This is a genomic window from Clavibacter michiganensis subsp. insidiosus (genome assembly GCF_002240565.1).
GTDB lineage: Bacteria > Actinomycetota > Actinomycetes > Actinomycetales > Microbacteriaceae > Clavibacter > Clavibacter insidiosus.
Map to the genome: position 1 here is coordinate 1,217,926 of NZ_MZMO01000001.1, position 12,814 is coordinate 1,230,739.

The following is a 12,814-nucleotide window of genomic DNA, read 5'->3' on the forward strand; positions in this document are numbered from 1 at the left end:
CGTGTACCCGCGCGGATCGGCGACCTAGACTCGTCTCACAGCGAGAGATCCATCCGCCGCCCGCAACAGCCCCTGCCGTCGGTCCCGACCCGAAGAGGGGGCCATGGCCAGACGCCTGCCGTCCGCCCCGCCGGTGCTGCCGGGGTTCACGTACGTGACGGTCCTCGGTTCCGGGGGCTTCGCCGACGTGTTCCTCTACGAGCAGGACATGCCGCGCCGCCAGGTCGCCGTGAAGGTGATGCTGGCCGAGATCGTCACCGACCGCCTGCGCGCGATGTTCCGCGCCGAGGCCGACCTCATGGCGCAGCTCAGCGCCCACCCGTCCGTGCTGACGGTGCACCAGGCGTCCGTCGCCGCCGACGGCCGCCCGTACCTCGTGATGGAGCTGTGCTCGTCGAGCCTCAGCGACCGGTACCGGCGCGAGCCGCTGGGCGTCGCGCAGGTGCTGCGCGTGGGGATCCGCATCGCGAGCGCCGTGGAGACCGCGCACCGCGCGGGCGTGCTGCACCGCGACATCAAGCCCGCGAACATCCTCACGACCGCGTTCGGGCACCCCGTGCTCAGCGACTTCGGCATCGCCTCGACGCTCGAGGACGCGGCCGCGACCGACGCCGTGGGCCTCTCCATCCCGTGGTCGGCGCCCGAGGTGCTCGCCGACGAGAGCCCCGGCACCGTGCGGAGCGAGGTGTGGTCGCTCGCGGCGACCGTGTACTCGCTGCTCGCCGGCCGCAGCCCGTTCGAGGTGCCCGGCGGGCAGAACGCGCCGGCGGACCTCGTGGCCCGGATCCAGAAGGCGCGGCCCCTGCCGACCGGGCGCGCCGACGTGCCCGAGCGGCTCGAGCTGGTGCTGCGCCGCGCGATGTCCCGGCAGCCGTCGGCCCGGCCCGAGTCGGCGCTCGCGTTCGTGCGCGAGCTCCAGGCGGTGGAGGCGGAGCTGCGGCTCGCGCAGACGCCGCTCGAGGTCGCGAGCGAGGAGTGGGCGTCGGCCGTGGCGGCCGCCGTCGACGAGGACGACGACCCGACGCGCGTGCGCGGCATCGCGCAGGTGGATCCGGGGACGACCGGGCCGGGCGGGCGAGGCGGCGCGGGTGGCCTGCGGCGTGCCCGGCGGAAGGCGCCGCCGGCGGCCGCGCGCCCGGCGGCCGGGGCCGCGCGTCCCGGCGCGCCGACGACCGCGTCCGAGCCGGTGCGCGCGGGATCCGCGTCCACCTCCCTCGGCCGGTCGGGATCCGGTCCCGTCGGCGCGAGCACCCCGGCCCGACCCGCCGTCGCCCGCCGGCGCGCGTTCTTCGCCCGGCACCGCGTCGCGATCGCGGCGGCGGCGGCCGGCGCGGTCGTCGCGAGCGTGACCGTGGGCGTGCTGCTCGGCGGGTCGGGCGGCACCGCGGCGCGCGACATCCCGGTGGTGGGCGAGATCCGGGCGTCCGCGACCGCCGACGGCGTCCTGTTCTCCTGGGGCGACCCCGGGCTCGGCCCTGACGACGCGTACCAGGTGGTCCGCGACGGCGGGCTGCCGAGCACGCAGCGCGACACGACCTTCCGCGTGACGGCCGGCGCGTCGGACGCCGCGGGCGCGGGCGAGCGGGCCTGCATCCGCGTCACCGTCACACGCGACGGCATCGCCGGGGACGCGTCGACCGAGAAGTGCGCGGAGCTCCCGCGATGATCCGCGAGTGGATCCGCCGCCACCGCCAGGCCGCGACGACCGTCACCGGCGGGGCCGTCGTGCTCGCGCTCCTCACGGGCTTCGCGCTCGTGTCGGACGGCTACCAGGCGCAGCGCGTCGACCTCGACGACGGATCCGTGTGGGTCGTCAACTCCGCGCAGCAGGCGATCGGCCGCGCCAACACGGCCGTGCTCGAGCTCGACAGCGTCGTCGACTCCCGCAGCGAGGACATCGACGTGCTGCAGGCCGGATCCACCGTGCTGCTCGCCGACCGCGGCAGCTCGCGCCTCGACGTGGTCGACGACGCGACGAGCGAGGTGGTCGACACCGCGCCGCTGCCCGCGGGCGCCGAGGTCATGCTGGCGGGATCCCGCGCCGCGATCCTCGTGCCGGCGACCGGCCAGCTGTGGCTCGTGCCGGTCGCCGGCCTCTCGGCGTTCGACGCCGCGAGCGCGCCCACGCTGATCCTCGGGGCCGACGCCGTCGCGTCGATGGGCGACGACGGCACGCTCCTCGTGTACTCGGCCGCGACGGGGACGCTGTCGCGCATCCAGGCCGACACGGACGACACCGTGCGGGCGACGGTGGACGTCGGCCCCGTCGGCGCGCCCGTGGCGGAGGCGGCCGACGCGCCCGCCGACCCCGCGGCCGCCCTCGCCGGCGAGACCGTGCAGGCGGGGGATCCGGGCCGTCCCGCCGGGCAGCGCCTCGCGCTCACCTCCGTCGACGGCCACTGGGCGCTGTACGACGCCGACGCGCGCGCCCTCCTCGTCGACGGGCGGACGGTCGACCTCGCCGGATCCGTCGCCGCCGACGCGCGCGTCGGCCTCCAGCGCGCGTCGTCGGGCGGCAGCGGCGTGCTCGTCGCCCACTCGGGCGGGCTCGTCGAGGTGCCCGTCGCGGGCGGGGACCCGGTCGTCGTGAGCGGCGACGCGCGCGGGGAGCCCGCGCGTCCCGTCCGCGTCGCCGGCTGCGAGTACGCGGGCTGGACCGACGGATCCGGCTGGCAGCGCTGCCTCGCCCCGGCGGCCATGGCGGGCGAGGGCGAGCAGGACGCCCGGCGCACGGCGGCGGGCGCCACGAGCGGCATCGGATCCATGCCGCAGCAGGCCGCCCTGCGCTTCGTGGTCGACGGCGCGCGCGTGGTGCTCAACGACACGCGCGGCGGCACCGCCTGGGCCGTGCAGCGCGACGCGGGCCTCATCGACAATTGGTCGGACCTCATCGACCGCGACCGCTCCGACACCGTCGTCGAGCAGAACACCGCGGACACCCCGCCCGAGACCGACCGCGTGCAGCAGCCGCCCGTCGCGGTCGACGACGACCTCGGGGCGCGGCCCGGCCGCACCACCGCGCTGCCCGTGCTCCTCAACGACCACGACCCGAACGGCGACGTGCTCGTGATCGACTCCGTCACGCCCGTGGACGCCGAGGTCGGCGCGGTCGACATCGTGGACGAGGGACAGGGCCTCCAGCTCGCGCTCGCCGCGGGCGCGACCGGCACGGTGCGGTTCTCCTACGTCGTGAGCGACGGGCGCGGCGGCACCGCCACCGCCGACGTGCGCGTGGCCGTCCGCGCACCCGACGCGAACGCGCCGCCCGTGCAGGTGCGGCCCGCGACCGGCGCCGTCGCGGAGGGCGACCGGCTGCAGACCGACGTGCTGGGCGGCTGGTACGACCCCGACGGGGATCCGATGTACCTCACGCGCGCGAGCGTCGCCGCTCCCGACGCCGTCAGCTGGAAGCCCGAGGGCCGCGTGGTCTACACGGACGCCGGGGCCGGCGGCGACACCCGCACGGTCGCGCTGCAGGTGTCCGACGGGCGCGAGGAGGGCTCGGGCGAGCTGGTCGTCACGGTGCGCCGCGCCGGGGATGTGCCACTCGTGGCCGAGGGGTTCGTCGTGCAGGCGTCGCTCGGGCGCGAGATCACCGTGGAGCCGCTCACGCACGCGCGCGGCGGGAGCGGCGCGATCCGGCTGGCGGCCGTGCCCGCGCGGGCCGGGCTGCAGATCACGCCGGACCTCGAGGCCAGCACCTTCCGGCTCGAGGGCGGCCAGGCGGGCACGCACCTCGTCGAGTACACGGTGACCGACGGGCGGACCGCCGCCACGGGCGTGGTGCGGGTCGAGGTGCGCGGCGCCCCCGCGTCCGACGGCCGGCCCGTGACCGTGCCGCACACCGTGTTCGTGCGCGCCCTGCAGGCCCAGGACGTGGACGTGGACGTGCTCCAGACCGACTTCGACCCCGCGGGCGGCGTGCTCGTGATCACCGACGCGGTCTCGCCCGGGGACGCGGTGGGCGTGCGCGCGGAGGTCGTCGGGCAGCGGCTCGTGCGGATCAGCCTGACGCGGCCGCTCGACGGGCCCGTCGACGTCGCGTACCGCGTGAGCAACGGCGTCGCCGAGGCGACCGGCGTGATCACCGTGATCGAGGTGCCCGAGCCCGCCGTGCGCCAGCCGCCCGTCGCGACCGACGACCGCGTGGCCGTGCGCGTGGGCGACGCCGTGGACATCCCCGTGCTCGCCAACGACGAGCAGCCCGACGGCGACCGGCTGCGCCTCGACCCCGTGCTCGTGGATCCGCTCCCCGAGGGCGCGGGCCTGCTCGTCGCGAGCGAGGACCGCCTCCGCTACCTCGCGCCCGACCGCACGGGCGACTACACGGCCGTCTACCGCGCCGTCGCGCCCGACGGCCAGTGGGCGACCGCGACCCTCACGGTCTCCGTGCGCGAGGCCGACGTGGCGACCAACGCGGCGCCCGTGCCGCGCCCGCTCACCGCGCGCGTGCTCGCGGGCGAGACCGTGCGGATCCCCGTGCCGCTCACCGGCATCGACCCCGACGGCGACTCGGTGCGGCTCCTCGGGCAGGACACCGGTCCCGAGAAGGGCCAGGTCGTCGAGGTCGGGCCGGACTGGATCGACTACCAGGCGGGCGACTACTCCACCGGCACCGACGCGTTCGCGTACGCCGTGGTCGACGGGCTGGGCGCGCGGGCGACCGGCACGATCCGCGTGGGCATCAGCACGCGCGTCGCGGGCGCCAGGAACCCCGTCGCGACCGCCGACACCGTGACCGTGCGGCCCGGCCGCGTGCTCCGCGTGCAGGTGCTCGCCAACGACACGGATCCGGACGGCGGGGCGCTCGAGCTCGTGTCGGTGCAGCCGCAGGCCGAGGGGCTCGTCGCGGGGCTCGACGGCGACACCGTGCGCGTCGTCGCGCCCGAGCAGGCGGGCCGCTACGGCTTCGTCTACGGCGTGCGGAACGCCCGCGGCGGCAGCGACGAGGCGTTCCTCACCGTGATCGTGGATCCCGCCGCGCTGCCTACCCGCCCGATCGCGCGCGACACGGTGCTCCAGCTGTCCGACGTGCTCGACCGGTCGAGCGTCGACGTCGACGTGATGCGCAACGTCTTCTCCGCGGAGGGCGACGCGTCGTCGCTCGTGCTCGCCGTCGGCGCGGGCTACGAGGACGTGGCGCGCGTGACGCCCGACGGCCGGATCCGCGTCGAGGTGGGCGACGAGCGCCGCATCGTCCCGTTCACCGTCGCGCAGCCGGACGACCCGTCCATCTCCGCGACGGCGTTCGTCTGGGTCCCCGGCTTCGCGGACACGCTGCCGCAGCTGCGCGTCGGCGAGCCCCGGCCCACGGTGGCGAGCGGCGAGCGGCGAGCGGCTCGTGGTCGAGCTCGACGAGCAGGTGGTCGCGGCGGGCGGGCGCGCGGTGCGGATCGCCGACCCGAACTCGCTCTCGGCGACCCACGCCGACGGGCCCGTGGAGCTCGTGGACGAGGAGACCATCGCCTACCGGAGCGAGCCGGGGTACTTCGGGCCCGCGGCGATCTCGTTCACGGTGACCGACGGATCCGGCGACGGCGGGCGCACCGCCGCGCTCGTGCTGCCGATCACGGTGACGCCCACCGAGAACCAGCCGCCCGTGTTCACGGGCGCGGTCATCGACCTCGAGCCCGGGCAGTCCAAGGACGTCGACCTCGGCCGCCTCACCACCTACCCGTACCAGGACGACCGCGGGCAGCTCGCGTTCGCGCTGGAGGGGGCGGTCGCCGCCGGGTTCCGCGCGTCGGTGGACGGCGGCACGCTCCGCATCTCCGCCGACGAGGGCATCGCGACGGGCCAGGCCGCGTCCTTCCCCGTGAGCGTGCGCGACGCGACGCAGACCGGCCGCGCGGGCCGCGTCGACCTCCGCGTCGTGCCGTCGACGCGCCCGCTCGCGCAGCCCGCGACCGACGAGGGGACCGTGACGCGCGGATCCGCCACCTCCGTCGACGTGCTCGCCAACGACCAGGCGGGCAACCCCTTCCCGGGCACGCCGCTGACGGTCGCCTCCATCCGCGGCGCCGACGGCGCGAGCCTCCCCGCGGGCGTCACCGTGACGCCGTCCGACGACCGCGCGACCCTCGCCGTGCGCGCGTCCGCCGACGCCGAGCCCGGCGACGTGCGCGTGCAGTACGAGGTGCGCGACGCCACGGGCGACGCGGGCCGGGCGGCGTTCGGCTCCGTCGTGATCCACGTGCAGGACCGCCCGGGGCCCGTCTCGGCCCTCCGCGCCTCCGGCTTCGCGGACCGCTCGCTCACGGTGGCGTTCGAGCCGGGCGCCTTCAACGGATCCGCCATCACGGGCTACCAGGTGCGCGTCCTCCGCGGCGGCACGGCGACCGCGACCGTCACCTGCCCGTCGACGACGTGCACCGTGCCGACGCCCGGCAACGGACCGGGGAGCTCCGTGCAGGTGGAGGTCTCCGCGGTGAACGGCGTGGGCGCCTCGGACCCCGTGTCGATCTCGGGCCTCTGGTCGGACGTGCTCCCGGCCTCGCCCGCGGGCCTCGCCGTCGAGCCGCTCGTCGACGGGGTGCGCGTCTCGTGGCAGCCGTCGGCCGTGCCGTCGTCGTCGAGCCCCGTCACGCAGTACGTCGTGGGCGTGGGCGGCATCGCCCGGCAGGTCGCGGCGGACGCCACGAGCATCGAGGTGCGGGATCCATCGCTCGTCGCCGAGGTGCCCGTCGCCGTCTCGGTGGCCGCGCGCAACAGCGCCCAGGTGCAGGACGGCACCGCGTGGCTCGCCGCCACCGCGACCGGCACGCCGCGCGGCGCCCCGACCGCGACCGGCGCGCCCTCCGCGGTCGCCGACCCGGCCGACGAGACGCGCGTGACCGTGTCGTGGCCGGCGTTCCAGGGCCAGGGCGTCGACGGGATCCGCTACCTCGTCGCCGCGTACGCCCCGGGGTCCGCGCCCGGCTGCTCCGTGCCGACCGAGGGCGTGTCGCCGTGGCAGGCCGACCACGGCCCCGCGGTCGACGTGGGCGGCGCGACCAGCCACGTGTTCACGGGCCTCGCCACGGACCAGCCCGTCGCGTTCGCGGTGCTCGCCGCCAACAGCCAGGGCTGCACGGTCGTCGAAGCAGGCCAGCTCACGCCGCGCACGGCGCCGTCCACGCCCGTCGTCACGGTCGACCTGCCGCGCGCGGACCGGGGGAGCGACGGCGTGTTCCGCGCGGTCCTCGCGGGCGCCCGCTACCGGCCGGGCAGCGCGTCCGCGTCCGCCCAGCTGCTGTACCGCGTCGACGGGCAGGGCGACGGCGTGCCCGTCGGCGTCGGCCAGGCGCTCACCCTGCCGCGCACGGGCGCCGGCGCGACGATCCAGGTGCGCGTGGTCGAGGACTCGGGTGACGGGCGCCCGCGCTCGAGCGGCTGGTCGGCTCCCGTCTCCGCCGGCACCGCGGTCGACGCGCGCGCGGGCGACGTGCGGTCGACGACCGACGAGGCGGGCGTCACGACCTTCTCCTGGACCTCGATGCCGCCGGCGGTGGCCGGCTTCGGGCGCGGCGGCGACGGCGGCGGGTACGCGCGCAGCGAGCGGCGCTGCGGCGGCCAGGGCGCGTGGGCCGACGCGTCCTCGGGCGCGGCCGGATCCTGCACGGTCCCGGCGGGCGGCGAGCGGATCCTCGAGGTGCGCGTCACCGCGAACTCGGGCACCCTGTACACGTACGCCCACCGCGGATGACGGCCGAACCCGCGGCCATCCCGCCGGACGACGCGGCCGCACCCGAGAGGCACGCCCCCATGACGATGACCGCCGACGAGGCCCGCGCCTTCCAGGACGAGTTCGCGCGGCTCGTGCGCAACGTGGAGCAGGTGCTGCTCGGGAAGTCGCACGTGGTGCGCCTCGCCTTCACGGCCATGGTCACGGGCGGCCACCTCCTGCTCGAGGACGTGCCCGGCACCGGCAAGACCTCGCTCGCGCGCGCGATGGCGCAGACCGTCGACGGCACGCACAGCCGCGTCCAGTTCACGCCCGACGTGCTGCCCGGCGACATCACGGGCGTCAGCGTCTACGACCAGCGCACGGGCGACTTCGAGTTCCACCGTGGGCCGGTGTTCGCGAGCATCGTGCTGGCCGACGAGATCAACCGCGCGAGCCCGAAGACCCAGTCCGCGCTCCTCGAGGTGATGGAGGAGGGCCGCGTCACGGTCGACGGCACGCCGTACGACGTGGGGCACCCGTTCATGGTCATCGCGACCCAGAACCCCGTCGAGCAGGCGGGCACCTACGCGCTGCCCGAGGCGCAGCTCGACCGGTTCCTGCTGCGCACCTCCATCGGGTACCCCGACCACGAGTCGATGCTGCGCATCCTGCAGGGCGCGTCCGTGAGCGCCCACGACGTGACGCTCGCGCCCGTCGCGACGGCCGCCTCCGTGCGGGATCTGCAGGAGCGCGCGGGGACCGTGCACGTGGATCCCGCGGTCGCCGACTACGTGGTGCGCCTCGTCGACGCGACCCGCACCGCGCCCGAGGTGCGGCTGGGCGCGAGCGTGCGCGGCGCCCTCGCGCTCGTGCGCGCGTCCCGCACGTGGGCCGCCGCCGACGGCCGGCACTACGTGGTGCCCGACGACGTGAAGGCGCTCGCCGAGCCCGTGCTCGCGCACCGCCTGCTGCTGGATCCCGAGGCCGAGTTCGACGGGGTCACGCCCACGAGCGTGCTGTCGCAGATCCTCATCGAGACCGCGCCGCCGCGCGACGGGCACGCGGGGGCGGCGCCGACCGCGGCCGGCGCGCGTGCTGCGGGCGCGCACGCCGCGCACGCCGCGCACGCCGCGGGCGCCGCGGGCGCGCGGCCGGGCGGATGAGCGCGGTCGGGACGCGCGGCGCGGCCGCCGGGTCGGATCCCGCCGACGTCGCCGCCGCCGCTCCCGCTCCCGCGCCCGCGCCCGCGCCATCGGCCGAGGTAGTCCCGCCGCGGAACGCCCTCGCGCGCCTCGTCGCGGTCGTCACGCCGCTCGGCCGGGTCGTCGCGCTGGCGGCGGTCGTCGCGGGCGCCGTCGGCTACGCGCTCGGCTGGCGCGAGCTCGTCGCGGTCGCGTGGACCGGCGCCGCGCTCTGGGTCATCGCGCTGCTGCACCTCGTCGGATCCTCCGGGGTCGAGGTCTCTCTGCGCCTGCCGCGCGACCGCGTGGTCGCGGGGGAGCGCGCGCCCGCGACCGTCGCCGTCCGGAACCCGCTGCGCCGCCGGGCCGTCGGCCTCACGGTCGAGGTGCCGGTCGGATCCGGGCTCGCCGAGGTCCACGTGCCCTCCCTCGCGCACGGCCACACCCACGAGGACGTGTTCGTCGTGCCCACCTCGCGCCGCGGCGTGATCGCGCTCGGCCCCGCGCGCATCGTGCGCGGCGACCCGATCGGCCTGGTGCGCCGCGAGTCCGCCGAGGCCGCCGCGACCCGGCTGCTCGTGCACCCGCGCACGCTCGCGATGCCCAGCACGAGCACGGGCTTCGTCCGCGACCTCGAGGGCCGCGCCACGCGCGACCTCACCGACAGCGACGTGTCGTTCCAGTCGCTCCGCGAGTACGTGCCGGGCGACCCGGTGCGGCACATCCACTGGCGCTCGACCGCCAAGACCGGCGTGCACATGGTGCGGCGGTTCGAGGAGACCCGGCGGAGCCACATCATGGTCGCGCTGTCGCTGCACGCGGGCGACTACGGGGACGGCGCCCCGGGCCCGGACGCGGCGGGCGGCGCCGCGGGCATTCCCCCGGGCGGCACCACGGTCGCGGCGGGATCCGCGGCGGGCGCGCTCGCCGCATCCACCGCCGACGCCGAGTTCGAGCTGGCCGTGAGCGTCGTCGGATCCCTGGGCGCGCGCGCCATCGTCGACGCGCGCACCCTGCAGGTCGTCGCGAGCGCCGACCGGTCGGCGCGGCGCGCGCGTCGCCTCCCGACCGTGCCCACGCTGCCCGGCCTCGCCCGCACCGTGGCGCGCCCGGCCCCGCCCGGATCCCGCTCCGCGCGCCTCCGCCGCCTCGCCACCGTCACGCGCGACCGCCTCCTCGACGACCTCGCCGAGATCGGCGCGTCCGACCGCGCGGCGTCGCTCGTCGAGCTGGCGCGCGCCGCGGCCGACGAGGTCGCGGGCGTCTCCGTCGTCTTCCTCGTCTGCGGCACCGGGGCGGCGCCCGCCGCGATCCGCGCGGCCGCCGTCGGCTTCCCGCCCGGCGTGCAGGTGGTCGCGGTCGTCTGCGACCCCGAGGTCGAGCCGGGCCTCCGTCGCCTCGGCGACCTGTCGGTCCTCACGATCGGCTACCTCGATGACCTGCGCGGCGCCCTGCAGCGGAGCGCGTCGTGAGCGCGCGGGCCTCCGGGGCCGGCCGCCGCCCGGCCGCCGGACGCGACGCCGGCCGCCCCCGCGTCCCCGCCGGATCCCGCGACCCCGGCCGCACGCTCGTCCCCGTCGTCGCGATCGCGCTCCTCACCGGCCTCGCCGCGGCCGCCTTCTGGCCCGTCTACCGCGACGCGTCGTTCGTCCGCATGGCGGCGATCACGCTGGTCGTCGGCGCGCTCGTCGCGGTCGCGGGCGCGCGGTACCGCTGGGGGAGCGCGGTCGTGGCGGGCGCGGTCGTTGTCGCGTTCCTCGCGCTCGGGATGCCGCTCGCGGTCCCCACCGGCGCGGTCGACGGCTGGCGCCCCACGCTCGCGGGCCTCGGCGAGCTCGTCGAGGGCGCGTCGCTCGGCGTCGTGCGGCTCGTGACCATCGCGCTGCCGGTCGGGGACTACCAGGCGCTGCTCGTGCCCGCGTTCGCGCTCGTGCTGCTGGGATCCGTGATCGGCGTCTCGGTGGCGCTGCGCACCCGGCGGCCGGAGCTCGCGGTGATCCCCTCCCTCGTGATCCTCGTCGTCGCGGCCGCCCTCGGCCCCGACCGCAGCCAGGGCCCCGATGCGCCCGACGCCGCGGGGCTCCTCGTCCCGGTCGCGCTCGCCTGGCTCGCGGCCGCGCTGCTGTGGATCGCGCGCTGCCGCTGGCGCCGCCGCCACCGCGCGGTGCGCCGCCTGGGCCGGCAGGCGGGGATCCCGGTGGAGTCGGCGTCCGACCGCCGCCGCTCGGGCACGCGCGCCGGCGCGTCCGCGGTCGTCGTGCTCGCGGTCGCGCTCGTCGCCGGCGTCGCCGCCACGGCCGCCGCCCCTCCTGGCGCGTCCCGCACGGGCCTGCGCTCCACGGTCGAGCAGCCGTTCGACCCGCGCGAGCAGGTCAGCCCGCTCTCGTCCTTCCGCACCTACTGGAAGGCGCCGACGGTCGACGACACGCTGCTCACGGTCCAGGGCCTCCCGGCGGGCGGACGCGTGCGCCTCGCCGCCCTCGACACGTACGACGGCGTCGTCTACGGCACGGGCGGCGCGCGCGGGAGCGTCGACGCGTCGCGCACGGGCCAGGCCTCCGGCACCTTCGCGCGCGTGCCGTACCGGCTCGACCAGCAGGGCGTCCCGGGCGACCACGTCACCCTCGACGTCGTCGTGGACGCCTACCGCGGCGTGTGGCTACCGGGCGCCGGCCGCCTCGAGCGCATCGCCTTCGCGGGCGACGACGGCGGCCGTCTCGCGGACTCCTTCTACTACGACGACGCGACCGCCACCGGGGCCGTGATCGGCGGCCTGGCCGCGGGCGACGCGTACGAGATCGAGGCCGTCGTCGCGTCGACGCCGCCGCTCGAGGCGCTCGCCGACGAGCGCCCGGGCGACGCGGTCGCCCCGCGGCCCACGGGCGTGCCCGACGAGGTCGCCGCGCGCGTGGAGGCGTCCACCGCCGCCCCCGACGGCGCGACCGCGGGCGGCACCGACGCGGGCGCCGGCACCTCCGCGTCGCCCGGCGCGCAGCTCGTCGCCGCGATCTCCGCCCTCCGCGCCGACGGGTACGTCAGCCACGGCGTCGGCGACGCGCCCTTCAGCCGGTCGGGCCACTCGGCCGAGCGGATCGCCGACCTCCTCACGACGCGCCCCATGCTGGGCGACGCGGAGCAGTACGCGGTCGCGGCCGCCCTCCTGGCCGACGACATCGGCTTCCCCGTCCGCGTCGTCATGGGGTTCGCGCCCGGCGAGGCGGCCGTGCGGGAGGCGCTCGGCGGGCCGGTGCGGATCCAGGGGTCCGACGTCACCGCCTGGATCGAGGTCGACACGGCGTCGTCCGGCTGGGTCGCGGTGGATCCGAACCCGCCTGTCCGCGACGTCCCCGACGCCCTGCCCGACGAGCCCACGGAGGTCGCGCGCCCGCAGACCGTGCTGCCGCCGCCCGTCGAGGAGCAGGCCGAGCCGGAGGACCGCACGCCGCCGGACGCGAGCCGCGACGACCGCCCCGAGGCGGATCCCGCGCTCCAGGCCGTGCTCGCCGCCGTGCGCGTCGCCGGCTGGTCGCTGCTCGGGCTCGGGCTCGCGGCGTCGCCCGTCCTCGCCGTGGTGGGCGCCAAGGTCGCGCGCCGACGTCGGCGACGCCGGGCGGCGGCGGCCCGCGACCGGGTCGGCGGCGCGTGGGACGAGTTCCGCGACGGCGCGCTCGACCGCGGCCTCGTGCCGCCCGTCGCGGCCACGCGGCGCGAGGTGGCGCGGCTCGTGGGCGTGGGCGGCGCGCGCGGGCTCGCGGACGTGGCCGACGAGTCGGCCTTCGCGCCGGGCGACGTGCCCGGTCCGCTGGCCGACGCCGCCTGGCGCCGCGTCGACGAGCTGGCCGCGCGCATGGACGCGGGGCGGACCCGCGGGCAGCGGCTCCGGGCGATGGTGTCGCTCGCGTCGCTGCGGCGGGCGGGCGGGACCGGCGGGCGGGCGAGACGGCGGACTCCGCGGCCCTGACGGCTCCTCCCCAGGGGCCTCCCGCGT

Annotated in this window: 7 protein-coding genes and 1 pseudogene; 6 read left to right on the forward strand and 2 right to left on the reverse strand. The window is 77.8% G+C overall.

The features are described 5' to 3' along the window. Positions 1-103 precede the first annotated feature (103 nt). Entirely contained in the window at positions 104-1,666 is a 1,563-nt protein-coding gene (locus B5P21_RS06105) for a serine/threonine-protein kinase (protein ID WP_094170916.1), read from the forward strand. A gap of 100 nt (positions 1,667-1,766) precedes the next feature. Here B5P21_RS06105 and B5P21_RS17205 read toward each other — a convergent pair whose 3' ends face one another. Then, positions 1,767-2,747, reverse strand: a complete 981-nt coding sequence (locus B5P21_RS17205) for a hypothetical protein (protein ID WP_246865332.1) — start codon at positions 2,745-2,747, stop codon at positions 1,767-1,769. Positions 2,748-2,763: 16 nt separating this feature from the next. Here B5P21_RS17205 and B5P21_RS17610 point away from each other — a divergent pair. Continuing rightward, a pseudogene (locus tag B5P21_RS17610) lies at positions 2,764-4,905 on the forward strand (Ig-like domain-containing protein); the annotation flags it as partial. An 8-nt stretch (positions 4,906-4,913) separates the two neighbouring features. Here the strand turns inward: B5P21_RS17610 and B5P21_RS17230 are convergent. Then, positions 4,914-5,072, reverse strand: coding sequence for a hypothetical protein (locus B5P21_RS17230; protein ID WP_246865335.1), 159 nt, complete (start codon positions 5,070-5,072; stop codon positions 4,914-4,916). A gap of 269 nt (positions 5,073-5,341) precedes the next feature. Here B5P21_RS17230 and B5P21_RS17235 point away from each other — a divergent pair, with 269 nt between their 5' ends. From B5P21_RS17235 to B5P21_RS06125, 4 genes are read left to right on the forward strand one after another with little or no spacing between them, the layout of a single operon-like run. Continuing rightward, positions 5,342-7,684, forward strand: a complete 2,343-nt coding sequence (locus B5P21_RS17235) for a hypothetical protein (RefSeq protein ID WP_246865336.1) — start codon at positions 5,342-5,344, stop codon at positions 7,682-7,684. A gap of 59 nt (positions 7,685-7,743) precedes the next feature. Continuing rightward, positions 7,744-8,808: an AAA family ATPase gene (locus B5P21_RS06115; RefSeq protein WP_045528702.1), complete on the forward strand. Its 1,065-nt coding sequence runs from the start codon at positions 7,744-7,746 to the stop codon at positions 8,806-8,808. Beyond that, on the forward strand, positions 8,805-10,298 hold the full coding sequence (locus B5P21_RS06120) for a DUF58 domain-containing protein (RefSeq protein WP_094170917.1): 1,494 nt from the start codon (positions 8,805-8,807) through the stop codon (positions 10,296-10,298). The genes B5P21_RS06115 and B5P21_RS06120 overlap by 4 nt, the downstream gene beginning before the upstream one ends. Beyond that, the gene (locus B5P21_RS06125) at positions 10,295-12,787 is read left to right on the forward strand and encodes a transglutaminaseTgpA domain-containing protein (RefSeq protein ID WP_094170918.1); all 2,493 of its coding nucleotides are present in this window, start codon (positions 10,295-10,297) and stop codon (positions 12,785-12,787) included. The genes B5P21_RS06120 and B5P21_RS06125 overlap by 4 nt, the downstream gene beginning before the upstream one ends. Positions 12,788-12,814 lie beyond the last annotated feature (27 nt).

Excerpts from the sequence above, each read along its gene's own strand:
- B5P21_RS06120 (WP_094170917.1), top strand. The coding sequence starts at position 8,805 with ATGAGCGCGGTCGGGACGCGCGGCGCGGCCGCCGGGTCGGATCCCGCC.
- B5P21_RS06105 (WP_094170916.1), top strand. The coding sequence starts at position 104 with ATGGCCAGACGCCTGCCGTCCGCCCCGCCGGTGCTGCCGGGGTTCACG.
- B5P21_RS06115 (WP_045528702.1), top strand. The coding sequence starts at position 7,744 with ATGACGATGACCGCCGACGAGGCCCGCGCCTTCCAGGACGAGTTCGCG.